This window comes from Mycobacterium sp. D16R24 (assembly GCF_002013385.1).
Taxonomy (GTDB): domain Bacteria; phylum Actinomycetota; class Actinomycetes; order Mycobacteriales; family Mycobacteriaceae; genus Mycobacterium.
Genome location: NZ_MAEV01000006.1, coordinates 14,794 through 39,695, shown reverse-complemented (window position 1 = coordinate 39,695; position 24,902 = coordinate 14,794). Strand labels below are relative to the sequence as shown.

Here is a 24,902-nt window from a genome sequence, read left to right as displayed (position 1 = left end):
GCTCATCGCCGCCCGCAACAAACCCGCAGCTCAGTGGTTGACTCCGGTTTCTGCCGCTACAGTGCACATGTGAGGTTGGGCTTGGATTCGCGCAACGTGTGGGGCAAGTGTGTTGTCGCGCTGGCGATGGTTGCACTTGTGGTGGCGGGCTGTTCGGGCGGTGATAAGTCCGATGAGCCCAATGGCACTGCGCCGAACGCGACGGCGCCGGCGCAGACGAAGTCCAAGGGCGTCGAGGGTCCGATGTTCACGGAGTGCGGCGGCATTAGCGACCAGGCGATGATGCAGATGACCAAGGTTGTGGGCCTGGTCGGCACCGCCAAGAACTCTGTCGGTTGTGTCTGGCTTCGCGGTGGCAGCATCGTGGGACCGCACTTCTCCTTCAACTGGTACCGCGGCAGCCCCATTGGCCGCGAGCGCGCGACCGAAGAACGGACGCGCCCGAGCGTCGAGGACATCGAGATCGCCGGGTATAAGGGATTCATCGCCACCGACGGATACCCGGGCACCGTGACCAAGCTGTGCGAGATCGGCATGGACTTCGGTAACGACTTCATCGAATGGTCTATCAACTTCGAGCCCGGATCAGGTGCTCCCGACCCCTGTGATGTGGCTAAGCAGCTGACCGAGACGTCCATCAAGGCGGCCAAGAAATGACGTATCGGAAAACGAAATCGCTGTTCGCGGCGGCTTGCATCGCACTGGTCACACTCGGATCGGCAGGCTGCGGCGGCACGGTCGACGGTGAGGCGGTCATGCCCGGTAAGGGCGATCTGGGTGACGGCACGCCCGCCGAGCAGAAGTACCCCAACTTGCTCAAGGAGTGCGACGTTCTCACCACCGATGTCCTGGCCAAGGCCGTCGACGCCGATCCAAGGGACATTCAGAGCACCTTTGTGGGGGCACTGTGCCGGTGGCAGGCCATGAGTAAGAGCGGCGGCCTCGTGGACATCACCCGCTTCTGGTTCGAGACCGGCAGCCTTGACGCCGAAAAGGCCACAGCGAACAGCCTGAAATACAACGTTCAGGAACGGGCGATCCAGGGCATTCCCTCGATTGTGATGAAGCCGCCGGACCAGCCGGGCGCCTGTGGAGTTGCCAGCGACGCCGCAGGTGTTGTTGGATGGTGGGTCAACCCGCAGGGCCAAGGCGGAGACTCATGCACGCAGGCAATCAAATTGATGGAGATGACGCTGTCGGTGAACATCTGACAGGTCGTGTTCGCTCGTCCCGTATCGCCGGGATACTGCTGTGTCTTGTGCTGGCCTCGGGAGTCATGCTCAGCTCCGGATGCTCTAGCCACCACCTTGAATTCGGCGGGCACGACGTCACGGCCGGGCATGACATTCGGGTCGGCCCGGTGTACTCCGAGTGCGGCAGCCTCACCACGCCTGATATCTCGGCCGTTGTGCACCGGACCGACCTCAAGCTGATTGCAAAGACCCCCGCCGGATGCACGTGGTCTCCGAACGGATCCTGGAGGGCTCTCCCCAACGTCACCCTCTCTTGGTATCGGGGTAGCCCGATCGGCCGCGAGCGGGAAGGGGAGGAGCGGACGCGCGACGAGGTGAAGGACTTCTCGGCCGGAGGCAAGAGCGGCTTCATCAGTTCGACCTATGGCATGTGTGTCACCGCGTTGGAGTACGGGGACGACCAGTTCTTCGAATTGGCGGTCACGCTGCTTGGCGCGGGTCACGGCACGTCGTCGGACGCGTGCCATTGCGCGATGAAGCTGTCCACCCAGGTGGCGGAGAAGGTCTGAGGCGGCCCGTTAGCGCGGTACGTGGAACTTGGTCAGCGATCCGCCTGCCAGTTCGAGCCGTGACCACGGTGAGCGAGTCGTCAGCACCGCGATCGCCGAGGTCGGGAACTTAGTGGAGATCCGATTCGCGGCCTCCGCGTTGCTGGTGCCGGTGTTGGCCAGCGCCAGTGCTAACTGCGACGTGGTGGGCTCATGCCCGACGACGAGCACGGTGGTCGCGGAATCCGGTACCCCATTGATCTCGCCGAGGGTGACCCCCACCGTCGAGTCGTAGAGCTTGTCGCTGAATCTGACGAGCTGGCTGTGTACCCCGGTCTGCGTCAGCGTCGCGCGGGTCCGGGTGGCGGTCGAACACAGCACCGCGTCGATCCGATTGAAGTTGTCCTGCAGCCAAGTCCCAGCCTGAGTGGCTTGTCGCGTACCGCGCAGATTCAGCGGACGCTCGTGGTCGTCGACGCCGGGTGGATACGCCGACTTCGCATGCCGCATCAGGATCAGGGTGCGCTTGGCGTCCTCCGACATGGTTCGTACGGTAGCCGGGGTGTGCGATGAGCGCCGGGCAAATGCCAGACCTGTGGATAAGTTATCCGGCGGGTCCCAGGGATGAGGCGCGGCGTCCCGGACGTTGTCGGTAGACGGCCATAGACTTCGCATGTGAAGTTCTTGCACACCGCTGATTGGCAGCTTGGCATGACACGGCATTTCCTTGCCGGTGAAGCCCAGCCGCAGTACTCAGCCGCGCGTCGGGAGGCCATCGCTTCTCTCGGTGAGGTTGCTGTGGCACAGGATTGCGACTTCATGGTGGTGTGTGGAGACGTGTTCGAGTCCAATCAGCTGGCCCCGCGCGTCATCAGCCAGGCGTTGGAGGTGATGCGGGGCGTTGGTGTCGACATCTATCTGCTTCCTGGCAACCACGATCCCCTGGACGCCGCCTCGGTGTATACCAGCGAGCTGTTCCTGGCGGAAAAGCCCGCGAACGTCCACGTGCTTGATACCGCGGGCGTCTATCAGGTGACTGCCGGCGTCGAACTGGTCGCGGTGCCGTGGCGTTCGAAGGCGCCCACGCATGATCTCGTGGCCGAACAGCTGGAGGGTCTACCCGCCGACGGCACCCGGCGCATCGTGGTGGCCCACGGTGGTGTCGACGTTCTGGACCCCGACCCGACGAAGCCTGCGCTTATCGCGTTGAAGGCTGTCGAGGACGCCCTTGCCCGCGGTGCCGTCCATTACGTAGCGCTCGGAGACAAGCACTCCCGAACCCAGGTGGGTTCCAGTGGGCGAGTCTGGTACTCAGGCGCGCCCGAGGTCACCAACTACGACGATGTCGAGTCCGATCCGGGGCACGCCCTCGTGGTGAGTCTGGACGAATCGGGTGCGGTACAGGTTGACGCTCATCACGTGGGCAGATGGCGGTTCGTCACGCTGCGGCGGTCGGTGGACAACGCGCGCGACATCGCCGATCTGGGACTTAACCTGGAACTGCTGCCCGACAAGGAGCGCACGGTGGTGCGCCTGGCCCTGACCGGCACGCTCAGCGTGACCGATAACGCCGTGCTGGAGGAGTGCCTGGACAAGTACACCCGGCTTTTCGCGAGTGTGCGGACATGGGAGCGGCACACCGATATCGCGGTGGTACCTGCCGATGGAGAGTTCAGTGATCTTGGTGTCGGCGGTTTCGCCGAATCCGCGATTGCCGAGCTGAAGGAGATGGCGGCCGCGGGTGGAGAATCGTCCGCGGATGCCCAGGGCGCGTTGTCGTTGCTGCTGCGTCTCACATCGAGTGCAGGGCGAGGCGGTTCGGCCAAGGGCTCATTGGCAAGAGGGTCGGCGGCGTGAAGCTGCACCGCCTGTCGGTGACCAACTATCGCGGAATCGCCCATCGCGACATCACCTTTCCTGATCGCGGGGTTGTGGTGGTCAGCGGGGCGAACGAGATTGGCAAGACGTCCATGATCGAGGCGCTCGACCTGCTGATCGAATCCAAAGACCGCTCCACCAAAAAGGATGTCAAGCAGGTCAAGCCGACTTTTGCTGATGTTGGCTCTGAGATCGAGGCTGAAATCAGCTGTGGAGCTTTTAGATTCGTGTACCGCAAGCGTTTCCACAAGCGCGCCGAGACACACCTGACGGTCATCGAGCCGCGCCGCGAACAGCTCTCTGGCGATGAAGCGCATCAGCGGGTGCTGGACATGCTGGATCAGTCCATCGACATGAATTTGTGGAAGGCACAACGTGTCCTGCAGTCGGCGGGTGCGGGCGTGCTCGACCTGTCCTCGAGCGATGCGCTCACGCGTGCGCTGGATCTGGCTGCCGGGCAGTCGGTTGCGCTTTCGGGTAGCGAGCCTGATCTGGTGGAGCGGATCGATGCGGAATACGCACTGTACTTCACCGCGACCGGGCGCCCTACCGGCGAGTGGGCCAAGGCTGGTGCGCGACTGACGGCCGCCGAGGACGCCCTGGCCGTCGCCAACGCCGCGGTGACCGAGGTCGATCAGCAGGTCCGCGAGCATGACGAGCTGACCCGGGATCTGGCGACCGTCATCGCCGATCGTGCCGAGGTGAGTCGCCGCCTGGCTCCGTTAGAGCAAGCCTCCCAAGCTGTTTCGATGTTACTGCAGCAGCGCGATAACGCGACGGTGGTCGCGGAGGCAGCGCAGGCCGCAGTGGTTGCGGCACAGACGAAACGCGACGAGCGGGCGCAGCTGGTTGCCGATATTCAAGCGCGCCGGGCGTTGATCGCCGGGCTCGCAGAGCAGGCATCGGCCGCGAAGGAGGCGCACGAAACGGCACAGCAGCTGTCCGAGGCCGCCGAGGCCGCCGCGACCCAAGCGACGCAAGCGATAGACGGAACTCGCGCTCAGTTGGAGACGGCCCGAGACACTTTGGACCGCGCGCTCGCCCGGGAGGAGGTGGACGGGTTGGCGGCCAGGGTATCCCGTATCGACCTCACTACCCGCCAGTTGACCTCGGTCGGCGCGGAGCTCTCGGCATTGGTTATCACCGCGCAGTCGCTCGGGGCGATCGAGTCCGCCGCGCGCGCCGTCGGTATGGCAGAGGTGGCTCTGGACACGGCTTCGGCGCAGGTGGAGGTCAGGGCACTCGCCGATGTCGACATCACTGTCAACGGCGAGCAGCGGCGGGTCGAGGCCGGAGAGCAGTGGGCGAGTGCGGCCACCGACACCATCGAGATCACCGCTCCCGGCGTGGCAGTCACCCGAATCATTCCGGGGGCCAACGCGGCTCAACTGCGTGGCAACCTCGACGCCGCCCGCGCGGCGCTCGCCGCCGCACTGGCCACCGTTGGTGCTGCCGATATCGGGCAGGCGCAGAAGCAGTATGAACGGCGTACCGAACTCCATGCCGAACGGGACCGGTTAACGGCGTTACTCGACGGGCTGATGGGTTCGGAGAACCTTGACACGTTGCGTGAGAAGCTCAGCCGATTGCGCGTGCTCGCGCCGGAGGCCACCGGCTTATGGGATGCGATCGATCCGGCGCAGGCGCGCGCCGAGGTCGCCCGGTTGGTGACCGTGGTCGAACGGCTACAGGCCGAAGAGGCCACGCATCGCCAGGCCGTCCAGGTGGCTGCTCAACGGCTCGTCGAGAAGTCCACCGAGGCAACGGTATTGCGGGAAAAGCAAGCCGCGCGCGCCGAAGAGCTGACCGCTGCCGAGCAGCGTCTTGCCCAGGTGCGGGCGTCGGCATCCGACGATCTGCTGGCCGAGCGCCACGAGCAGGCGGTCCAAGCGGCCGACCTGACCGCGCGCCGCGTCACCGATCTCGTGAATCAGCTGGCCGCGCTGGAAGCCGACCGGGTGCGCGCCGAGCTGGCTGAATTCTCCGTACGGGCGCAGGGGCTGGATCAGCAGCACGAGTCGCTGCGGCATCGGCTGCGCGACATCGCGGTGCGGGTGGAGGTATTTGGCAGGCAGGGCCGCAAGGATCAACTGGATGCCGCTGCCTCTGAACGGGAATATGCGGCAACGGAATTCACGCGGATAGGCGCCAAGGCCCGTGCCGTCGACACGCTGCGATCGGTGATGTTGCGGCACCGGGACGGCATGAGGTTGCGTTATGTCGACCCGTTCCGCGCGGAACTGGAGCGGTTGGGTCGCATGATCTTCGGCCCGACCTTTGAAGTGGATGTCGACAGCGATCTGAGCATCCGCAGCCGGACGCTGGAGGGCCGGACTGTTCCCTACGAGTCGCTATCGGGCGGTGCTAAGGAACAGCTGGGCATCGTCGCACGGCTGGCAAGTGCCGCGTTGGTGGCGCCGCAGGACGCTGTACCCGTGATCATCGACGACGCACTGGGCTTCACCGACAGCGACAGACTGGAGCGCATGGGTGAGGTGTTCGGCGCGGTGGGTACCGAGGCGCAGGTGATCGTGCTGACGTGCAGTCCCGACCGTTATGACGCGGTCTCCGGGGCGCACCGAATCAGCCTGTCGGCCTGAGCGACTCGGCAGACCCCTGCCGACATCCCTTAAAAATAGGCGTTCGCGGGAACCGGCGTGCCGTGCAGCAGGTTCTGGCCGATCACCCGGGCCTTGTAGTGCACCGGATTGTGCAGGCTGATGGTCCGGATGTTGCGCCAATGCCGGTCCAGGTTGCGGCTGCGGCTCGAGGCACTGGCGCCGCCCAAATCCAGCAGCTTGGTGGCGGCGTCGAGCGCGACGGCGTCGATGTGCACCTTGGCCTTGGCAACCGCCAGCTGTGCTTCCTCGGCCAGCTGCGCATCGGGGACTCCGTCGCGCACGGATGCGGTGGCGGTGTCAATGGCATCTGCCGCGGCAAGAACCGCGGCCTCGGCCGCGAAGGTGGTCGCGCTCAGCTCGCCGAGGGTGCGTTGCAGCAGGGGATCGTCGACCGGACGTTCGGTGAGGGCATGGCTGAAATTGCGTTGCCGGGAGCGCAGCAGCGCCGCACCGTCGTCCACCACCGACCGCAGCACACCGGCGATTATCGCCAGGATGTACAGCTGTAACGACGCGTACTGCGTGGTAGGCACCGGGGCAGCGTCATACGGTGTCTCGGAAAGGATTTCGTCCTCGGCGACGTCCACCTGAGTAAAGATCGTCGTACCGGTGCCGGTGCGACGCTGGCCAAACCCGTCCCAGTCATCCACCAGCCGCACCCCGTCACGGTCACCGGGGACGATGACCGATGCCACCGAGTCGCGGTCGGTGGTCGCAGTGACCGTCAGGTAGTCCGCGAACAGTGTCCCGGTGCTGTAGAACTTCTCACCGGTCAACTGATATCCATGCCCGGCCGGCAGCAGGCGGGTGTTGAATACCAAGCTCCCGACGGTCAACACACCCTTCTCGCTGAACGCATTGGCGAAGAGGTTGCCCTCATTCACCTTGGTCAGCCAGGCGGTCGACACCGGATCCGATAGCGTGCGCAGTCTTTCCTCGACGAACCAGAAGTGGGTGCGGAAGATGTGCGCGACGATGGGGTCAGCTTGTGCCAGATCGATGATGGTGGAAAAGAGTTGCCGCACAGAAAGACCCGCACCGCCGAGTTCGACCGGGATGCGCAGCCTTCCGATCCCTGCCTCCTTGAGCAGTCGAACCTGGTCAAAGGGGTTCTCGTCGGCGAGGTCGCGATCCCGCGCCCCCTTGGCCACCTGGGCGAGCAGATTCCGGTAGGTCTCGGTGCCGGGCAGGGCGCGGATGTCGAGGACTGACGGAGCGGAGGTCATGTCTTCGTTCTACGCAGCATGCCCCTTGGCGGCATCGCTTTGAATCAGCCAGAACCGAAGCGGCAATATAGGTCACGATGATTCGCATAGTTCGGTCCTGGTCTTGGTGCCTTCGCGGGCTCACGCTGTTGGGAGCCTCTGCAGTCGCTTGCCTTTTGCTGTTCACACCGGGTGGCACCGTCCCGTCGGGTCCACCGGGGGCGGACAAGGTGGTGCACGTTCTGATCTTCGCGATGTTGGCGGTGTCCTCGCGTTTTGCAAGGATCGGGGAGAAAACCACGCTGGCTTGGGTTCTGACCTTCGCCGCGTGTTCGGAGGTGATTCAGGCTCTGTGGGTTCCGCACCGCGACGGGAGCCTGCTGGATCTGCTGGCCGACGCGGTCGGACTGTTCACGGGCTTGTGGTTGTGGCAGAGGATTCGTGGTGAGTCTCGGCTTGCTCCGGAATGACGGTCGTGATGGTGCCGGTGTGTGCCAGCCCGCGGGTGACCAGGTCCAACTGGCGTAGCGCCCGATTCAGGGCGGCGTTCGCGTCGGCATCGGTGGGGTGATCGGTGTCCACCAGCGTGCCGATCGTGCTGAGGATGGAGCTCGCGATGAGGTCCGCCGCGATCTCCAGATCTTCGGTGGTGTGATGGTTCGTCGCGGGATTGCGTGCGAGCTCCACCACCAGGTCGTTGGTGAGCATGCGCATTTCGTTGTTGATGGCTCGCCGCACCTGAGGCGAGCCGCCATGACGTTCACGTACCAGAAACCGGAAGTTGTTCGCGTGCTCGCTCACGCGGTCGACCATGAGGCCGAGAATTTTGGCGGGGTTGTCACTGCCTACCTCGCGTCGGGCCTGCCGAAAGGTGTCACGAAGCGCACGAACGCTCTCCTCGGCCAGGACCGTGCCGAGGTCCTCCATCGATTCGAAGTGCCGATAGAACGCCGTGGGAACCAACCCCGCGGATCGGGCCACCTCGCGCAGACTCACGGCCGCGAAGCCACGCACCTTGAGTAGATCCAGGGTCCCGTCGAGCAATGCGCGCCGGGTGTGCAACTTCTTCTCAGCACGACTATGGCGCATACCTCTCAGTGTACGGGCGTGCTCTTTTCGATCGACCAGTTTCGTTCGAAACCGCGTTGATGTCTGGTATTGACAGGTTCATCTACGTTGCGCACACTGATCTCAGTGCACGATTGTTCACTATTTGGCCACCGAATTCGAAGGGGCAGTGCAGCATGGTGGGACCTGTTGAGCGCAACGTCAACGTCGTCCAGGAAGTCGTGGAGTCCGTCGGGTCGCGTGTCGGCCGGATCATCCGCATCATCACGCGGACGGTGGGGGAAGTTGCACGCGAGGTGAGCGGTGTCGTGGCCGATGGGTTCGAAATCGCGGAGGCCAGTAAGCGGGCGCGCGCTGATCAGGAACGGTGGGACGCCAAAGACCTGGCCGAGGATGACGATGTCGACCCCGCCGATGACGATCTCGAGGCTGCTGACACCGCCGAGGAAGAGGTCGACGCCGTGGTGGAAGAGGTGACTTCCGAGCCAGAGGTTGACGAGGCGCGCGACGGCGCCTCCGAGTAGGAAAGGGTCTAATCGTGTCGGCTCCAGCGTTGCAGCCAGAACCCCTTTCCGCGCCTCCCGCCGCGGCGGTCGGTGAATGTCCGATCAACCACGACCTGTACCCGGGTGGCCCAACCTTCCTGCGGTGGCATGACACCAAGGTCGGCTATCTGAAATCGTGGCGCCTCGCCCTCGGCGCGGTCTGGTCCACATACCGGCACACCATTTCCGAGTACCTCGCCGACCTGCCCGGTCAGGACGACATCATCGTCGCGCGGGCGCCCATGCGTAAAACGGTAATTGTCCGCAACCCGGAGCTGGCTCGTCACGTGCTGGTGGCCAACCAGGACAACTACATCAAGAGCGCCGAATATGACCTGCTGGCAGTCGGTTTCGGTCGAGGGTTGGTGACCGGTCTCAACGATGGGCTGTGGAACCGAAATCGCCGACTGGTGCAGCCGATTTTCGCCAAGCGTCAGGTGGACCTGTTCGCCCCGCAGATGGGGGCGGCCAGCGCGTGCACCATTGCGCGGTGGGACGAGCTATATGCGCGGGGTTCGGCGGTCGATGTCACCGCCGAGATGAACTATCTGACCATGGATATCGTCGCGCAGACGATGTTCGGTATCGATCTGTCCGGTGACATGGCCGAGAAGATGCGCATCAGCTTCGCGCGCCTGCTGAAGCTCTTCGGCGTGGGTTACATCGTGGGGGCCGCACCGCCACTGCGTTGGTTCGTCGACAGGCTCGCCACCCATGGGCCCGGCGAATTGGCTTCACACACACCGCGGTTGGCCATCAAGGCGTTGCGTATCGGGGCATCGGTGGCCGCGCCGCGCACCATGAGGGGCCTGCGTTGGGTTGAGCACACCATCGATCAGCTCATCGCCGATCATCACGCCGGCCGAATCACCCGACAGGACAACCTGCTGGCCCTGTTGATGGCCGCCGAAGATCCCGAGACGGGGGCCAGATACACCGATCTCGAGATCCGTGACGAGCTGATGACCTTCCTGGGTGCGGGCTTTGAAACCACTGCCGCCGCACTCGCCTGGACCTGGTATCTGTTGTCCCGCAACCCCGATGCGCGTGCCAAGCTCGGTGAAGAGGTCGACCGGGTGCTCGGCGGGCGTTTGCCCACCGCCGCGGATATCGATAATCTGCCGTGGACCGCCGCGGTGTTGAACGAGGCGATGCGGGTGTACCCGCCGATCCTTGGTCTGGCGCGCGCCGCGAAGGCCGACGATGTGTTGGGTACCTATCCGATTCCCGCCGGTACCACCGTCACCGTATTGATCGACAGCATTCACCACAACGAACGGGTGTGGGAGAACGCCAGGACGTTCGATCCGACACGATTCCTCAAAGAAAACCTGCAACCTGAACAGCGCAAGGCGCACATGCCTTTCGGTGCGGGCAAGCGCATGTGCATCGCCTCGGGGTTCGCGAACCTGGAAGCCATCATCGGGATCGCTTCGCTGGCTCAGAAATACGAGTTGGAGATGGTGCCGGGCCAGAAGCCGCGCCGCGAGGTGACCTTCACCGGCGGCCCTGAAGGCAAGATCGTCATGCGGTTGCGTAAACGGCACCCCTGACTGGTGATGCCGGAGGCTGGTCTGAGGGTGTCAGCGCCGCCGCACCGTCATGAGCCCGTTGTTCTTTGGGCACGAGGCGACCCCGCGTGAATGCCACTTTTCGTTGGGTGCCGTTGTGGTTTCAATGGTGAAGTGCCGCAACACGGTCCGCAGCACGATGTCCATCTCCATGTTGGCGAAGGCTGCCCCGACGCAGCGCCGGGTGCCGCCGCCGTAAGGAACCCACGAATTGCCGGGCTTGGCGTCCGTGAAGCGTTCGGGGTCGAAGCGTTCCGGGTGGGGGAAGGCGGCCGGGTCATCGTGCATGAGGTTGATACTCACGACGAGGGAGTGGCCCTGTGAGATCCGGTATGGCCCGATGTCGACGTAGGGTGCTAGCACGTGGCGGCCTGCGAAGTCGATGACGGGCCGACTGCGTTGCACCTCAAGGATTGTCGCCTGCCGGTACTCGCCGCTCTCGGTCTGAGCCTCCTGGGCCAGGCGCGACAGCACCTGAGGGTGCCGGGTGATCCGTTCGAAAGCCCACGCCAGGGTGGTCGCGGTGGTCTCGTGGCCGGCTGCCAGCAGGGTGAGTAGCTCGTCGGAGACATCGCTGCGCGACATGGTGGTGCCGTCGTCGTAGGTGGAACGCAACAGCAGGGCGAGGATGTCGGTACGATCCTCGAAATCCGGTGCGGCGAGTGCCTTGTCGATGAGAAGTGCGATCACTTCGTCGTAGCGCGCACGGTAGGTCTTCAACCGGCCCCATGGGCTAAAACGTCCGTAGTCACGCTTGGGCTGGGGCACACGGGTCGTCAGAGAGGCCAGTACCACCCACGGCGGGATCAGTGTGCGCAGTTCGTTGAGCTCGGCTCCGTCGGCGCCGAAGACAGCGCGCAGAATCGCGTTGAGCGTGATCCGCATCATCGGTTCCATGGTTTCGAACTGCTGACCCTCGGGCCATGACGCGCATTCGCGCAGCGTCTCTTCCTCGATGATCTGCTCGTACTGGATCATGGCCTTGCCGTGGAACTTCGGTGCGAGCAACTTACGGCGGTGCCGGTGCTCATTGCGCTCCAACGCGAAGACCGATCCGGGTCCGAGCTGCTGGCTGAGGTTGGGCTGGATGTTGCCCAGAATCTCGGTACTGGTGGTGAACACCTGCCGGGTGAGATCCGGGTCGGCCACGACGACCGTGTACCCGAACTTGGGGATGTTGATGGTGTAGACCTTGCCGTACTTCTTGGCCAGCCGGCTCGTGGTCCAGCGCCGTGAGGCCACGAAGGCGATGCCCTGAGCCAGCTTGGGAAGTGTCACGAGCGGGGGAGCGATCGGCTCGGGTGTATCGGCGTCTCGATCGATGGTTGAGGCCTCGGTCACGTCACCCTCCACGGCGTTGTGGTGTTAGTAGACATATGTCTTATAGCGCAGCGTACATCTGTCATGTCGGTCACACCAGGGGGAATTGCGGGAGATTTGACCGGCGGGTCGACTTGACAGGGGTAACTCTGGCACCATGTATCTCGTCCGTCTCAGAAGTCACTTGGGTCTTGGAGGGCGCATTGATCACTCGATGGACGACCGCGATGGTCGTCAGCGCTGTCCTCACGCTGAGCACCCCCGTGACCACGAACGCCGAACCCATGGCGATGGGCAAGGACTTCTCCAAGCCGGCGGTCGTGATTCTCGGATATGGGCTTAAGCCCGACGGCTCAATGCGGGACAAGCTCTATCAGCGAGTCGCGACCGGTAGGGCGATTGCCAACATGTTCCCGAATTCATTCATCATCGTCACGGGCGGCAACCCGCAGAACGGCGTATCGGAGGCCGAGCAGATGCGCAATATGCTTGTCGGCCTGGGGTATCCGTCTGACCGGATCGTCGTGGAGCCCCGCGCGAACAGCACGGTCCAGAATGCGCAGTTCTCGGTGCCGCTGGCCAAGCAGGCCGGCGCGTCCGGCATCATCCTGGTGACGAATTCGACCCATCAACAGCGTGCAGATCGGAACTTCACCGACGCGGGCGGCAATGTGCTGGCCACCGCGAGCTTTCCCGATGGAGATGCGCCCACCAACATCGGGCAGTTCATGCGCGACATCATCAGCCCGTTCCGCTGACGACTGCTGACAACTACGGGACGACCACAGTTCGCCTGAAGGGAATGAACCCGGCAGAATCGGTGGTTGACCGATCAGGGCGCTCATCGATGTGCGCATATAGCCGCATACCGCACAGGAGCCCTATTCATGACTGCCGTTGTCGATTCACGCGTGCAGCCCGGGGCGCTCGTGTCTCCGCGCGTTCGCCGAGGCGCGATTCTCGCGCTGGCCATAGGTGGATTCGGGATCGGGACAACCGAATTCGTGGCGATGGGGCTGCTGCCCAATATCGCGCACGGCTTCCACGTCACCGAGCCTGAAGCCGGGCACGTCATCAGCGCCTACGCGCTGGGCGTGGTCGTGGGTGCACCGGTCATCGCAGCGCTCACCGCCCGGGCCTCGCGCAGGACCCTGCTCATCGCGCTCATGATCGCCTTCACCATCGGAAATGCGGCCACTGTCTTCGCGCCGGGCTACGGGGCGCTGATCGCGTCCAGGTTCGTCGCTGGGCTGCCGCACGGTGCATATTTCGGCGTTGCGGCGCTGGTGGCCGCCCACTTGGCCGGTCCCGGGGAACGCGCCAAGGCCGTGGGGCAAACCATGCTGGGCTTGTCGGTGGCCAATGTCGTGGGTGTTCCCGTGGCCACCTGGCTGGGTAACACAGTGGGCTGGCGTTCGGCCTTCGCCGTCGTCGCGGTCATCGGCGTGGTCACAGTCGCGGCGCTGTTGCGGTTCTTGCCAGGGCTGACGGATATGAAAATCACGAACCCGCTGACCGAGCTCGGCGCGTTGCGTCGCGCGCAGGTGTGGTTCACCCTGCTCATCGGTATCGTGGGTTTTGGCGGCATGTTCGCCTTCTACACCTACATCAGCACCACGCTCACCAGCGTCTCCGGACTGCCCAAGGCCGCCGTCCCGCTGGCGTTGGCGCTCTACGGAATCGGCATGGTCACCGGAAACGTGCTGGGCGGGTGGATGGCGGACCGCAGTGTGGTCCGGGCCATCACCATCAGCCTGGTGCTGGTCGCCGTGATGCTGGTGGTTTTCGTGGTGGTGTCCGGAAACGTTTGGGCCGCACTGGCGCTGGTGTTCGCGGTAGGAGTCGCGGGAACGTCACTGGTGCCCGCGCTGCAGACCCGACTGATGGATGTCGCCGAAGACGCGCAGACGCTGGCGGCCGCGCTGAATCACTCGGCACTGAACATGGCCAACGCCGGCGGGGCGTGGCTCGGTGGTCTGGTCATCGCCGCCGGGTACGGCTATCGCGCGCCGTCTCTTGTCGGCGCGGTGTTGGCGGTCGCGGGGCTCGGAGTGCTCGCGGTATCGCTGTTGTACGCCCGGTGGCGGCCCATCACGTTGTCAGCGGACTGAGTTCGTACCGATCACTGCTTTCTGGCGCACGAAGTCAATTCTCTTGGCCTAGCCTTTCGGTATGGCTGGGAGCGGCGAGGTAAGGCCTGCGGGCAAGGAGTCGTTCTGGGCGAGATGGCGCGGGCGCGTGATAGGGGTCATCGCTCTGCTGCTGGCGCTGGTGGTCGTGTACTTCGCGTTGTCGGCTTTCATCCCGCGCTGGTGGGCGCAACGCATCGCCGACATGTCCGGTCACGGCAGTTTCAGCAAGGGAATAGGCAGCGGGCTCACGCTCGGGCTGTTGTGCACCGGAATACCGCTGTTGCTCGCGCTGTGGGCGTTTCTGCTGCGGGGCCGCCGCGGTGGGAAGTTCTTCGCCGGGGTGTTGACGCTGCTCGCCGTGATTGTCGCGGTGCCCAACCTGATGACGCTGACGATCGTCTTCGGCACCAGCAATTCCGCACATGCCGGTGAGCGAGTGCTCGATGTCGAGGCTCCGGGATTCCGCGGAGCGACGGCCATCGGGGCCATCATCGCGTTGTTGGTGGTGTTGGCCGTCTCGTTCTTCGTCGTGCGCAACTGGCGACGGCGGGTGAAGGTCGAGAAGCGGCAGGTCCGTGACGCTGCCGCTGCGGCGGAAGGTCCTACGGCCGAATAAATCGTGTGTGCCCTCGGCAGGAATCGAACCTGCGGCCTTCTGCTCCGGAGGCAGACGCTCTATCCCCTGAGCTACGAGGGCATCAGGGCCCTGACAGCCTAGCGCATCCCAATCAGCACCCCGCACACCGTTTCGGTCGCGCGTATAAGGATTCGGGGCCTGGATACCCCAGCCCATAGGATGATCGCCGTGACTCCCGTCGACCTTGCCGACCTGCTACGTTCCACCGCTACCACGGTGCTGGACGAGCGAGGCCTGGACACGTCGGCGCTACCGGCCACCGTGACCGTCGAACGCCCCCGTAATCCCGAGCACGGCGACTACGCCACGAACGTGGCTCTGCAGGTCGCCAAGAAGGTCGGTGTCGCCCCGCGTGACCTGGCCACCTGGCTTGTCGATGCGCTCATCGCCAACGAGGCCATCGCTGCCGCCGAGATCGCCGGGCCCGGGTTCGTGAACCTGCGGATCGCTGCCGATGCGCAGGGCACCATCGTCACGAACATCCTCGACGCGGGTCAGGCCTACGGCAATTCCGATGCGCAGGGCACGCACACGATCAACCTGGAATTCGTATCGGCCAACCCGACGGGGCCCATCCACATCGGTGGTACCCGTTGGGCAGCGGTCGGCGACGCGTTGGGTCGCCTGCTGACCCGCCAGGGCGCCAAGGTCACCCGCGAGTACTACTTCAACGACCATGGCGCGCAGATCGACCGGTTTGTCCGCTCGCTCATCGCCGCGGCCGAGGGAAGGGAAGCCCCGGAGGACGGGTACGCCGGCGATTACATTGCCGATATTGCCAAGCAGGTGATCGCCCGGCGTCCTGATGCGCTCTCGCTGCCCGAGACCGAGGCTGCTGAAGTCTTTCGGGAAATCGGTGTGGACTTGATGTTCACCCACATCAAGGAGTCACTGCACGAGTTCGGCACGGACTTCGACGTTTTCACCCATGAGGACTCGATGCACACCTCCGGCAGAGTGCAGGAGGCCATCGCGCAGCTGCGCAAGACCGGCAATATCTACGAGAAGGACGGCGCGTCCTGGCTGCGCTCGAGCAACTTCGGCGACGACAAGGACCGGGTTGTCATCAAGAGTGACGGCAACCCCGCCTACATCGCCGGTGACATTGCCTACTACCTCGATAAGCGTGAGCGCGGCTTCGACCTGTGCATCTACATGCTCGGCGCCGATCATCACGGGTACATCGCGCGCCTGAAAGCCGTTGCCGCAGCGCTGGGTTACCAGGCCGATAGCGTCGAGGTGCTCATTGGCCAGATGGTCAACCTGGTGCGCGACGGCCAGCCGGTCCGGATGTCCAAACGGGCTGGCACCGTCATCACCCTCGATGACCTGGTCGACGCGATCGGAGTTGATGCCGCTCGCTACGCGTTGATCCGGTCCTCGGTGGACACCTCGATCGACATCGATCTACAGCTGTGGGCCTCCGCATCGAGCGAGAACCCGGTCTATTACGTCCAGTATGCACACGCACGGCTCTGCGCTCTGGCCCGCAATGCCGCAGAGCTGGGCCTGCAGCACTCGACCGATCGTCTCGAACTGCTCACCCACGAGAAAGAGGGTGCGCTCATCCGGGGGCTCGGCGAGTTCGGCCGTATCCTGCAGAATGCCGCGGTGTTGCGTGAACCGCATCGTGTCGCACGCTATTTGGAAGACATAGCCGGTGATTACCACCGGTTCTACGACTCGTGTCGGGTGCTCCCGCAGGGTGACGAAACACCTGGGGATCTGCATGCGGCACGCCTAGCGCTATGCCTTGCCACCCGGCAGGTCATCGCCAACGGCCTGGACATTCTCGGCGTGAGCGCACCGGAGCGGATGTGAGCGCACACCCGGCAGGCCCCCGCCACGCAGAAGGGGAACAGCACACCGCCATGACCAGTGCACCACCGGCCAACCCGACCGAGTTGGCACCGAACGTATGGCCCCGCAATGCTTCTCGCGGCACTGGCGGTGAGGTTACCCTCGCGGGCCTAGCCGTCTCCGAGCTTGCCGAGAAGTACGGAACGCCGCTGTTTGTGATCGACGAGGACGATTTCCGTTCACGCTGCCGGGATATGGCGGCCGCGTTCGGTGGCGCCGCGCGTGTGCACTACGCCTCGAAGGCGTTCCTGTGCACCGAGATCGCGCGCTGGATCAAGGACGAGGGCCTGGGCCTCGATGTCTGCTCGGCAGGTGAGCTGGCCATCGCGCTGCGTGCCGAGTTCCCCCCCGAGCGCATCGCGCTGCACGGCAACAACAAATCCCAGGCGGAACTCGCGCAAGCGGTGCAGGCCGGCGTTGGGCACATCGTCGTCGATTCGATGATCGAGATCGAACGGCTGGATGCGATCGCGGGCAGCGCCGGTGTGGTGCAAGACGTTCTGGTGCGCGTCACCGTTGGTGTCGAGGCGCATACCCATGAGTTCATCTCCACCGCGCACGAGGACCAGAAGTTCGGGTTGTCCCTCGCGGGTGGGCAGGCGCTGGAGGCTGTGCGTCGGGTCTTCGCCACCGACAACCTGCGACTGGTCGGGTTGCACAGCCACATCGGTTCGCAGATCTTCGATGTCGACGGGTTCGAGGTTGCCGCGCACCGGGTGATCGGGCTGCTGCGTGACGTGGTCGCAGAGTTCGGCACCGAGAAGACCGCGCAGCTCAACATCGTCGACCTCGGTGGCGGCCTTGGTATCAGTTACGTGCCTTCCGACGATCCTCCCCCCATCGGGGATTTGGCTGCGAAGCTCGGTGTGATCGTGCGCACCGAGTCGGCGCTGGTCGGTCTACCCGAGCCGCGTTTGGTGATCGAGCCGGGCCGGGCCATCGCCGGTCCCGGCACCGTCACTTTGTACCGGGTGGGCACCACCAAGGACGTGATTCTGTCCAACGGTCAGCGCCGGTACGTGAGCGTCGACGGCGGCATGAGTGACAACATCCGCACCTCGCTGTATCAGGCCGAGTACCACCCGCAGCTGGTTTCCCGTGATAGCGATGTCGCTCCGGTTCTGTCCCGGGTGGTCGGAAAGCACTGCGAAAGCGGCGATATCGTGGTGAGGGACGCGTGGTTGCCCGAGGACGTGGCCCCCGGAGATCTGCTGGCGGTCGCCGCGACGGGTGCGTACTGCTACTCGATGTCCAGCCGGTACAACCTGCTGACCCGTCCGGCGGTTATCGCAGTCAAGGACGGTGAGGCCCGGCTGATCCTGCGGCGCGAGACCGTCGAGGATTTGGTGAGTCTGGAGGTAAGTGAATGAGTGATGCGATAGGCGTAGCGATCTTGGGCCTGGGCAATGTCGGCAGCGAGGTAGCGCGGATCATCGAAAGCAGCGCGAGCGATCTCGCTGCCCGCATCGGTGCCCCGCTGGAGATCCGGGGAATCGGTGTGCGCCGTGTCGCCGACGATCGCGGGGTCCCGGTGGAACTGCTCACCGACGATATCGATGCCCTGGTTTCGCGGGATGACGTCGACATTGTGGTCGAGCTCATGGGTCCGGTCGAGCCCGCCCGGCGCGGCATCCTGGGCGCGCTCAACGCGGGTAAGTCCGTGGTCACCGCCAACAAGGCGCTTCTGGCCCAGTCTGCCGGTGAGCTCGCCGAGGCCGCCGAAAGAGCAAGAGTCGACCTCTATTTCGAGGCGGCCGTGGCGGGAGCCATTCCCGTCATCCGGCCCCTGACTCAGTCGCTGGCCGGAGATTCGGTGATCCGGGTGTCCGGGATCGTCAACGGCACCACCAACTACATCCTGTCCGCCATGGACAACACCGGCGCAGGCTACGACACGGCACTGGCCGAGGCGGGGGAGCTCGGGTACGCCGAGGCCGACCCGACCGCCGATGTGGAGGGCTACGACGCCGCCGCGAAGGCTGCCATTCTCGCGTCCATCGCCTTCCATACCCGGGTCAGTGCCGACGACGTGTACCGCGAGGGCATCACGAAGATCAGTGCCGACGATTTCGAGTCCGCGCGTGCCCTGCGTTGCACCATCAAGTTGCTTTCTATCTGCGAGCGAGTCACTGACAAGGAAGGCCGCCATCGTGTTTCGGCACGCGTATACCCCGCTTTGGTGCCGCTGACGCACCCGCTGGCAAGCGTGAATGGGGCATTCAACGCTGTCTTCGTCGAGGCCGAGGCCGCCGGCGAGCTCATGTTCTACGGACAGGGCGCCGGTGGTGCACCGACCGCGTCGGCAGTGCTTGGAGATTTGGTGATGGCAGCGCGCAACCGCGTCCAGGGCGGCCGTGGGCCGCTGGAGTCCAGGTACGCGCAGCTGCCGATCGCGCCGATCGGGCTCATCCCGACGCGCTACTACGTGCGGATGCGGGTCGCCGACAAGCCGGGCGTGCTGGCCACCGTCGCCACCGAGTTCGCCAAGCGCGAGGTGAGCATCGCCACCGTGCGCCAGGAGGGCGAGGTCGACGAGACGGGCGCTCGCCTGGTGGTGCTCACGCATAAGGCGACAGACGCTGCGCTCTCGGAAACCGTTGCTGCACTTGCAGATCTCGACGTGGTGCTGGGTGTCGCGAGTGTCATCCGGCTGGAAGGAACACAAGAGTGACCGTTCACACCCCTTGGCCCGGCCTCATCGCGGCGTACCGGGACCGTCTCCCGATCGGAGAGAACTGGCAGCCCGTGACCTTGCGCGAGGGCGGCACTCCGCTGCTGCCCGCGGCGCGCCTGTCCGAGCTCACTGGTTGCACAGTGCATTTGAAGGTCGAAGGGCTTAACCCCACCGGCTCGTTCAAGGACCGCGGCATGACCATGGCGGTCACCGATGCGCTGGCTCGCGGCCAGCGCGCGGTGCTGTGCGCCTCGACCGGAAACACCTCCGCCTCCGCCGCCGCCTACGCCGCCAAGGCGGGCATCACCTGTGCGGTGTTGATTCCGCAGGGCAAGATCGCGATGGGCAAGCTGGCTCAGGCCGTCATTCACGGTGCGCGGATCATCCAGGTGGACGGGAACTTTGACGACTGTTTGGAGCTCGCGCGCAAGACCACTGCGGACTACCCGACGATCGCCCTGGTCAACTCCGTGAATCCAGTGCGCATCGAGGGACAGAAGACCGCCGCTTTCGAGATCATGGATGCCCTGGGCACCGCCCCGGATATTCATGCGCTGCCGGTCGGCAACGCGGGGAACATCACCGCGTATTGGCGCGGGTACAACGAGTACTACCGCGATGGTCTCTCGGACCGGCTCCCCAAGATGCTCGGTGTGCAGGCCGCGGGTGCGGCGCCGCTGGTCAACGGGGCACCGGTGGCCAATCCGGAGACCATTGCCACCGCAATCCGTATCGGATCGCCGGCATCGTGGTCGGGTGCTGTTGCCGCACAACAGGAGTCGGGTGGCAAGTTCCTGGCCGTCACCGATGAGGAAATTCTCAACGCCTACCGATTGGTCGCCTCCAGTGAGGGCGTGTTCGTGGAGCCCGCATCGGCGGCCAGCATCGCGGGCCTGCTGAAGTCGGTTGCGGACGGCTGGGTTCCGAAGGGCTCCACCGTGGTCTGCACCGTGACGGGTAACGGCCTGAAGGATCCCGATAACGCCCTGAGCGGAATGCCCGAGGTGACTCCCATTCCGGTGCAAGCGAGCGCGGTCGCCGAGGCGCTGGAACTCGCGTGAACGAGCTTCTGCCCGCGGGGTTGGCTACCACCGTGGTGGTGCCCGCGTCGAGTGCGAACCTGGGGCCGGGCTTTGACAGTCTCGGCATCGCGCTGTCGCTGTATGACGAGATTGAAGTCAACACAACCGAATCCGGCCTCAAGGTGGCCGTCGAAGGTCAGGGCGCCGGTGAGGTTCCGCTCGATGGCAGCCACCTTGTTGTGCGCGCGATCGAACGTGGTCTCACCGCCGGGGGAGTTGCCGCGCCGGGCCTGATTATCCAGTGTCGCAACAAGATTCCGCACTCGCGTGGATTGGGTTCATCGGCCGCCGCAGCAGTGGCCGGCCTGGCGGTCGCGAATGGGCTGCTCGCCAAGGCCGGGCGCCCGGTGCTTTCTGATGATGTGCTGGTGCAGCTGGCCTCGGAATTCGAGGGGCATCCGGACAATGCGGCGGCCAGCGTACTCGGGGGAGCGGTGGTGTCCTGGTCGGAGACATCGGGTGCGGCCCCCGTCTATGCGGCCACTCGTCTCGAGGTGCACCCCGATATCAAGATCGTCGCCGCGATCCCGGAGGAACAGTCCTCCACGGCCCATACCCGTGTATTGCTGCCCGAATCTGTTACCCATGTAGATGCAAGATTCAATATTAGCCGCGCCGCGTTGCTCACCGTCGCGTTGACCGCGCGGCCGGATCTGCTCATGACCGCCACCGAGGATCGTCTGCATCAGCCGCAGCGCGCCGCCGCGATGCCGGCCTCCGCCGAGGTTCTCGGATATCTGCGCCGCGAAGGGGTTGCGGCGGTACTTTCCGGCGCTGGACCTGCGGTGTTGGCGCTGACCATGGGCGATCTCCCCGATTCCGCAGTGAAATACGCTGAAGATCAAGGTTTCTCACTCGTCGCGTTATCCGTATCGGCGGGCGTGTCGGCTCGCTAGCTGACGTTATGGCTGGTGAGCGGGGGACTCGCCGGGGGGTGCTGGTTGCTTGATGCTCACCAGGGGGTTATCCTCGGTATCAGTCCCAGCAATTGCAGCTTCTGCGCACCTGCGCCGAGAACGAGGACGATCACAAATTCTCCTAGTTCTTCCCGATGTCTCCGTCGTCCTAGACAGGCGGCGATATTGCGCAAGGTCGATGGTCAGCTGCTATTTCTCCGGACCTCGCGTGGCCCTATCTCTGTGGGCCCGCAGCATGAACTTCGCGGCCAGCAACCTGACTGGCCGAAGTGAGACCCCTCGCCCCATGTTTGGCGGGGGAAGGAAAGGAAATCCGTGACCGATACGGACCTCATCGCGACCGAAGCCGCCCCGGAAACTCCGGAGGCGCCCACCACAGCCTCTTCCGAACGCTCCACCAAGGGGCGGCGGGGTGACGGACTGGGTGCGCTGTCGACGATGGTGTTGCCGGAGTTGCGTGCGCTGGCCAGCCAGGTAGGCGTCAAGGGCACCTCCGGAATGCGCAAGGGCGATTTGATCGCCGCCATTCGTGAGCATCAGGGTGCGCTCGGCGCACCCAAGAACAACAATCAGACCTCCCAGACCCAGCAGCCGCAGGCCTCCTCGGCATCGGCCGAGGCCGCCCAGCGGGAATCGGCCCAGCAGGAATCGGGCCAGAAGGACAAGCAGGAATCGGCTCGTCCCGAGTCGGCCCAGACCGCTCTTGAGCTGCCCGTCGAGGCGCCGAAGTTCACCCAGGAGTCCGGCTCTGCGGAGGGCAAGGATGCCGAGAACAACGGCGCGCCCCGCGAGGGCCGTGGCGAGCGGCGTCGCAACCAGAATCAGAACGCCGACGGTGAGCGCAAGCAGCAGAACGGCGGCCGCGCAAATGCCGAGAACTCCGAGAATTCGGGTCGCGAGGGCGGCTCGGGGGGCCAGAACTCGGACAATCAGACCCAAGACAACAACCAGAACCAGGGCAACCGTGGCGATGACGGCGACGGCCGTGGCCGTCGCGGTCGTCGTACCCGTGAGCGCCGCCGCGGTCGCGACCGCACCACCAACGAAGGTGGCGGCGGCGAGACCGAGTTGCGTGAGGACGACGTCGTCCAGCCCGTGGCCGGCATTCTCGACGTGCTCGACAACTACGCGTTTGTCCGGACGTCCGGATATCTTGCCGGTCCGAACGATGTGTACGTTTCGATGAACCTGGTGCGCAAGAACGGTCTGCGTCGTGGCGACGCCATCACCGGTGCGGTGCGGGTGCCCCGCGACCAGGATGCCGGGAATCAGAACCAGCGGCAGAAGTTCAACCCGTTAGTGCGCCTTGATTCCGTCAATGGCGGCCCGGTTGAGGACGCCAAGAAGCGCCCCGACTTCACCAAGCTGACTCCGCTGTACCCGAATCAGCGGTTGCGGCTGGAAACCACCACGGAGAAGTTGACGACCCGCGTGATCGACCTGATCATGCCGATCGGCAAGGGACAGCGCGCGCTGATCGTGTCCCCGCCGAAGGCCGGTAAGACCACGATCATGCAGAACATCGCCAACGCGATCTCTGCGAACAACCCCGAATGTCATTTGATGGTAGTGCTGGTCGACGAACGACCCGAAGAGGTCACTGACATGCAGCGCTCGGTCAAGGGTGAGGTCATTGCCTCCACCTTCGACCGCCCGCCGTCAGATCACACCCAGGCTGCCGAGCTCGCCATCGAGCGTGCCAAGCGCCTCGTGGAACAGGGCAAGGACGTCGTGGTGCTGCTGGACTCCATCACCCGTCTGGGGCGCGCGTACAACAACGCCTCGCCCGCTTCGGGCCGCATCCTGTCCGGTGGTGTCGACTCGACCGCGCTCTACCCGCCCAAGCGGTTCCTGGGCGCGGCGCGCAATATCGAGCACGGCGGCTCGCTGACGATCATCGCCACGGCCATGGTCGAGACCGGATCCACCGGTGACACCGTCATCTTCGAGGAGTTCAAGGGCACCGGCAATGCCGAGCTCAAGCTCGACCGCAAGATCGCCGAGCGCCGGGTGTTCCCGGCCGTCGACGTCAACCCGTCGGGTACCCGCAAGGACGAGCTGCTGATGAGTGGCGACGAGTTCGCGATCGTGCATAAGCTGCGCCGCGTGCTCTCGGGCCTGGATTCCCATCAGGCCATCGACCTGTTGATGAGCCAGCTGCGCAAGACCAAGAACAACTACGAGTTCCTGCTCCAGGTCTCCAAGACCGCACCAGGCGGGATGAACGCTGACGAACCCCAGTACAGCTAGCACTTGGCGCGGCGTTCACCGGTAGGGACCGGTGAACGGCCGCGGTGAGACCTTCGCGCCGAACCGCTAACCGATCGACGCGAGCGGGATCCAGATGCCGAACAGCCAGAATCCCCAGGTCCGGAATCCGTCATCCCAGATTGGCTGGACCCGATATCCCCAGTAGTCGAAGGCACGGGGAGGCGGACCCCAGCGGTCGGGCAGTGGCCCGCGCCATTCCGCGCGAGGCGGCGGAGCCCAGCCCCAGGGCGGGCGCTGGTCGTAATGCCACGGATTGTCGCGCCACTCCCGGCGATCGTCCCGCCATCTGCGGTCATCCCGCCAGTCCTGGTCGCGATCACGCCAATTGTCGTTTCCGCGCCAGTTCCCGTTGTTGCGCCAGCCGTCGTGGTCGCCCCAGTCATCGTCGTCGTGCGGACGATTCGGATGATCCTGGGTAAAACCGTGCTGGCCAGCGGGCTGTGCGTACGCAGGAACGGCGCCCAATCCCACCGTGCCCATCGCGAGTGCGCCAAAGATGACACCTTGGCTCACAAGACTTTTCAGATTCATGTGCGACTCCTGTCCGATTATCTCGGCGGTTCGCCCCGACTCAACCGAACGTATTGAGATCCAACAGCGGCACGGCGTTCGTTATGCCGTGGCTGCTGTTGGGGATATCGACAGGGTGTCAATGCCCGTTACATGCCCGAGATCGGGCCTGTGTCAAGGCTGTGGGATCGCCGGAATCTGAGGAATCGGCGGTGCCTGGGGAATGGGCGGTACCCCCGTCCCCTGCGGAATCGGTGGAGCCTGGGGAATGGGCGGCGGTGACGGGGGAGTGATCGGGTCGGCGTTGGCTAGGCCCGGTGCGCCCGCGAAGGCGGCTAAGCCCATTGCCGCCGCGGATGCGCTTGTCACGATCAATCTCTTGATGTTCATGCGTTTTCCCTTCCGAATCGGCGTTCCTCTCCAAACGTACGCCGGTGGGAATAGTGAGCAGGTCGGCGCCGTTTAGGTTCTACGTAACTGAGCTGGCATAATGGCCTCTCAGCCTTTTGAAGGGTTCCGGTTCACGCCTACAAGCGACCCGGCGACCACAACACGCAGAGGAAAAGCAATGAAATCGGGTATCCACCCCACTTACGTCGAGACCAGCGTGGTCTGCGGCTGCGGTAACACCTTCACGACCCGCAGCACCAAGGACAGCGGCCACATCGTGGTCGAGGTCTGCTCGCAGTGCCACCCCTTCTACACCGGTAAGCAGAAGATCCTGGACAGCGGCGGTCGCGTCGCCCGGTTCGAGGCCCGGTACGGCAAGCGCAAGGCCGCAGCCGACAAATAGCTTCCTTGCCGACGCCCGGATTTGCCTTTGTGCAGTCCGGGCGTCGGTTTTTTTGTATGACGACTGAGCGTATGAAC

24 protein-coding genes and 1 tRNA gene are annotated in these 24,902 nt (G+C 64.5%); 18 read left to right on the top strand and 7 right to left on the bottom strand.

What is annotated here, in order from left to right; translation table 11 throughout:
* Positions 1-126: 126 nt before the first annotated feature.
* From B4383_RS04765 to B4383_RS04755, 3 genes are read left to right on the top strand one after another with little or no spacing between them, the layout of a single operon-like run.
* Complete coding sequence (locus tag B4383_RS04765; RefSeq protein WP_286143771.1) at positions 127-657, top strand: DUF3558 domain-containing protein; 531 nt, start codon at positions 127-129, stop codon at positions 655-657.
* The gene (locus B4383_RS04760; RefSeq protein ID WP_078289222.1) at positions 654-1,211 is read left to right on the top strand and encodes a DUF3558 domain-containing protein; all 558 of its coding nucleotides are present in this window, start codon (positions 654-656) and stop codon (positions 1,209-1,211) included. Before B4383_RS04765 ends, B4383_RS04760 begins: the two co-directional genes overlap by 4 nt.
* A 32-nt stretch (positions 1,212-1,243) precedes the next feature.
* Positions 1,244-1,762 carry a DUF3558 family protein gene (locus B4383_RS04755; protein WP_078289499.1) on the top strand — a complete coding sequence of 173 codons (519 nt, stop codon included), beginning with the start codon at positions 1,244-1,246 and terminating at the stop codon, positions 1,760-1,762.
* Between the two features lie 9 nt (positions 1,763-1,771).
* On the opposite strand, the gene B4383_RS04750 is transcribed toward B4383_RS04755, so the two are convergent.
* Complete coding sequence (locus B4383_RS04750) at positions 1,772-2,284, bottom strand: histidine phosphatase family protein (RefSeq protein WP_078289218.1); 513 nt, start codon at positions 2,282-2,284, stop codon at positions 1,772-1,774.
* A 132-nt stretch (positions 2,285-2,416) separates the two neighbouring features.
* On the opposite strand from B4383_RS04750, the gene B4383_RS04745 reads away from it, so the two are divergent.
* The gene (locus B4383_RS04745) at positions 2,417-3,598 is read left to right on the top strand and encodes an exonuclease SbcCD subunit D (RefSeq protein ID WP_078289214.1); all 1,182 of its coding nucleotides are present in this window, start codon (positions 2,417-2,419) and stop codon (positions 3,596-3,598) included.
* Positions 3,595-6,219: an AAA family ATPase gene (locus tag B4383_RS04740; protein WP_078289210.1), complete on the top strand. Its 2,625-nt coding sequence runs from the start codon at positions 3,595-3,597 to the stop codon at positions 6,217-6,219. The genes B4383_RS04745 and B4383_RS04740 overlap by 4 nt, the downstream gene beginning before the upstream one ends.
* A gap of 29 nt (positions 6,220-6,248) precedes the next feature.
* Here the strand turns inward: B4383_RS04740 and B4383_RS04735 are convergent, their stop codons facing one another.
* Positions 6,249-7,466 (bottom strand): acyl-CoA dehydrogenase family protein, encoded by a 1,218-nt coding sequence (locus B4383_RS04735; RefSeq protein ID WP_078289207.1) that lies wholly within the window; start codon positions 7,464-7,466, stop codon positions 6,249-6,251.
* 77 nt (positions 7,467-7,543) lie between these two features.
* Between B4383_RS04735 and B4383_RS04730 the strand changes: the two genes are divergently transcribed.
* Entirely contained in the window at positions 7,544-7,915 is a 372-nt protein-coding gene (locus tag B4383_RS04730) for a VanZ family protein (RefSeq protein ID WP_078289204.1), read from the top strand.
* Here B4383_RS04730 and B4383_RS04725 read toward each other — a convergent pair.
* Entirely contained in the window at positions 7,857-8,534 is a 678-nt protein-coding gene (locus B4383_RS04725) for a TetR family transcriptional regulator (protein ID WP_078289196.1), read from the bottom strand. The genes B4383_RS04730 and B4383_RS04725 overlap by 59 nt on opposite strands.
* A gap of 155 nt (positions 8,535-8,689) precedes the next feature.
* Between B4383_RS04725 and B4383_RS04720 the strand changes: the two genes are divergently transcribed.
* Both B4383_RS04720 and B4383_RS04715 read left to right on the top strand, forming a co-directional pair.
* Positions 8,690-9,037 (top strand): hypothetical protein, encoded by a 348-nt coding sequence (locus tag B4383_RS04720; protein ID WP_078289495.1) that lies wholly within the window; start codon positions 8,690-8,692, stop codon positions 9,035-9,037.
* Between the two features lie 14 nt (positions 9,038-9,051).
* The gene (locus tag B4383_RS04715; RefSeq protein ID WP_078289185.1) at positions 9,052-10,611 is read left to right on the top strand and encodes a cytochrome P450; all 1,560 of its coding nucleotides are present in this window, start codon (positions 9,052-9,054) and stop codon (positions 10,609-10,611) included.
* A 30-nt stretch (positions 10,612-10,641) separates the two neighbouring features.
* Here B4383_RS04715 and B4383_RS04710 read toward each other — a convergent pair whose 3' ends face one another.
* Entirely contained in the window at positions 10,642-11,982 is a 1,341-nt protein-coding gene (locus B4383_RS04710; RefSeq protein ID WP_078289176.1) for a cytochrome P450, read from the bottom strand.
* Between the two features lie 158 nt (positions 11,983-12,140).
* Between B4383_RS04710 and B4383_RS04705 the strand changes: the two genes are divergently transcribed.
* From B4383_RS04705 to B4383_RS04695, 3 genes are all read left to right on the top strand, one after another.
* Positions 12,141-12,707 (top strand): YdcF family protein, encoded by a 567-nt coding sequence (locus B4383_RS04705; protein ID WP_078289173.1) that lies wholly within the window; start codon positions 12,141-12,143, stop codon positions 12,705-12,707.
* A 129-nt stretch (positions 12,708-12,836) separates the two neighbouring features.
* Positions 12,837-14,060, top strand: a complete 1,224-nt coding sequence (locus B4383_RS04700) for an MFS transporter (protein ID WP_078289170.1) — start codon at positions 12,837-12,839, stop codon at positions 14,058-14,060.
* A 61-nt stretch (positions 14,061-14,121) separates the two neighbouring features.
* Positions 14,122-14,697: a permease gene (locus tag B4383_RS04695; RefSeq protein ID WP_078289166.1), complete on the top strand. Its 576-nt coding sequence runs from the start codon at positions 14,122-14,124 to the stop codon at positions 14,695-14,697.
* An 8-nt stretch (positions 14,698-14,705) separates the two neighbouring features.
* Here B4383_RS04695 and B4383_RS04690 read toward each other — a convergent pair.
* Positions 14,706-14,778: transfer RNA gene (locus tag B4383_RS04690), tRNA-Arg, on the bottom strand.
* A 108-nt stretch (positions 14,779-14,886) separates the two neighbouring features.
* On the opposite strand from B4383_RS04690, the gene argS reads away from it, so the two are divergent.
* The 6 genes from argS to rho all read left to right on the top strand — a co-directional run bounded on the left by argS (position 14,887) and on the right by rho (position 23,501).
* A complete protein-coding gene (gene argS, locus B4383_RS04685; RefSeq protein ID WP_078289488.1) occupies positions 14,887-16,539 on the top strand; it encodes an arginine--tRNA ligase in 1,653 nt (550 codons plus the stop codon).
* 50 nt (positions 16,540-16,589) lie between these two features.
* Positions 16,590-17,948: a diaminopimelate decarboxylase gene (gene lysA, locus B4383_RS04680; RefSeq protein WP_176126620.1), complete on the top strand. Its 1,359-nt coding sequence runs from the start codon at positions 16,590-16,592 to the stop codon at positions 17,946-17,948.
* Positions 17,945-19,249, top strand: coding sequence for a homoserine dehydrogenase (locus B4383_RS04675; RefSeq protein ID WP_078289160.1), 1,305 nt, complete (start codon positions 17,945-17,947; stop codon positions 19,247-19,249). Before lysA ends, B4383_RS04675 begins: the two co-directional genes overlap by 4 nt.
* The gene (gene thrC, locus B4383_RS04670; RefSeq protein ID WP_078289157.1) at positions 19,246-20,313 is read left to right on the top strand and encodes a threonine synthase; all 1,068 of its coding nucleotides are present in this window, start codon (positions 19,246-19,248) and stop codon (positions 20,311-20,313) included. Before B4383_RS04675 ends, thrC begins: the two co-directional genes overlap by 4 nt.
* Positions 20,310-21,230 carry a homoserine kinase gene (gene thrB, locus B4383_RS04665; protein ID WP_078289154.1) on the top strand — a complete coding sequence of 307 codons (921 nt, stop codon included), beginning with the start codon at positions 20,310-20,312 and terminating at the stop codon, positions 21,228-21,230. Before thrC ends, thrB begins: the two co-directional genes overlap by 4 nt.
* A gap of 336 nt (positions 21,231-21,566) precedes the next feature.
* The gene (rho, locus tag B4383_RS04660) at positions 21,567-23,501 is read left to right on the top strand and encodes a transcription termination factor Rho (RefSeq protein ID WP_078289151.1); all 1,935 of its coding nucleotides are present in this window, start codon (positions 21,567-21,569) and stop codon (positions 23,499-23,501) included.
* 66 nt (positions 23,502-23,567) lie between these two features.
* On the opposite strand, the gene B4383_RS04655 is transcribed toward rho, so the two are convergent.
* Positions 23,568-24,053, bottom strand: coding sequence for a hypothetical protein (locus B4383_RS04655; RefSeq protein WP_078289142.1), 486 nt, complete (start codon positions 24,051-24,053; stop codon positions 23,568-23,570).
* Between the two features lie 153 nt (positions 24,054-24,206).
* A complete protein-coding gene (locus B4383_RS04645) occupies positions 24,207-24,422 on the bottom strand; it encodes a hypothetical protein (RefSeq protein ID WP_078289139.1) in 216 nt (71 codons plus the stop codon).
* 178 nt (positions 24,423-24,600) lie between these two features.
* Here B4383_RS04645 and rpmE point away from each other — a divergent pair, with 178 nt between their 5' ends.
* Positions 24,601-24,825: a 50S ribosomal protein L31 gene (rpmE, locus tag B4383_RS04640; RefSeq protein ID WP_078289136.1), complete on the top strand. Its 225-nt coding sequence runs from the start codon at positions 24,601-24,603 to the stop codon at positions 24,823-24,825.
* Positions 24,826-24,902 lie beyond the last annotated feature (77 nt).

Excerpts from the sequence above, each read along its gene's own strand:
- B4383_RS04730 (WP_078289204.1), top strand. The coding sequence starts at position 7,544 with ATGATTCGCATAGTTCGGTCCTGGTCTTGGTGCCTTCGCGGGCTCACG.
- B4383_RS04645 (WP_078289139.1), bottom strand. The coding sequence starts at position 24,422 with ATGAACATCAAGAGATTGATCGTGACAAGCGCATCCGCGGCGGCAATG.
- B4383_RS04765 (WP_286143771.1), top strand. The coding sequence starts at position 127 with ATGGTTGCACTTGTGGTGGCGGGCTGTTCGGGCGGTGATAAGTCCGAT.
- B4383_RS04750 (WP_078289218.1), bottom strand. The coding sequence starts at position 2,284 with ATGTCGGAGGACGCCAAGCGCACCCTGATCCTGATGCGGCATGCGAAG.
- B4383_RS04725 (WP_078289196.1), bottom strand. The coding sequence starts at position 8,534 with ATGCGCCATAGTCGTGCTGAGAAGAAGTTGCACACCCGGCGCGCATTG.
- B4383_RS04735 (WP_078289207.1), bottom strand. The coding sequence starts at position 7,466 with ATGACCTCCGCTCCGTCAGTCCTCGACATCCGCGCCCTGCCCGGCACC.
- B4383_RS04695 (WP_078289166.1), top strand. The coding sequence starts at position 14,122 with ATGGCTGGGAGCGGCGAGGTAAGGCCTGCGGGCAAGGAGTCGTTCTGG.
- lysA (WP_176126620.1), top strand. The coding sequence starts at position 16,590 with ATGACCAGTGCACCACCGGCCAACCCGACCGAGTTGGCACCGAACGTA.
- B4383_RS04720 (WP_078289495.1), top strand. The coding sequence starts at position 8,690 with ATGGTGGGACCTGTTGAGCGCAACGTCAACGTCGTCCAGGAAGTCGTG.
- rpmE (WP_078289136.1), top strand. The coding sequence starts at position 24,601 with ATGAAATCGGGTATCCACCCCACTTACGTCGAGACCAGCGTGGTCTGC.
- B4383_RS04655 (WP_078289142.1), bottom strand. The coding sequence starts at position 24,053 with ATGAATCTGAAAAGTCTTGTGAGCCAAGGTGTCATCTTTGGCGCACTC.
- B4383_RS04675 (WP_078289160.1), top strand. The coding sequence starts at position 17,945 with ATGAGTGATGCGATAGGCGTAGCGATCTTGGGCCTGGGCAATGTCGGC.
- B4383_RS04760 (WP_078289222.1), top strand. The coding sequence starts at position 654 with ATGACGTATCGGAAAACGAAATCGCTGTTCGCGGCGGCTTGCATCGCA.
- B4383_RS04700 (WP_078289170.1), top strand. The coding sequence starts at position 12,837 with ATGACTGCCGTTGTCGATTCACGCGTGCAGCCCGGGGCGCTCGTGTCT.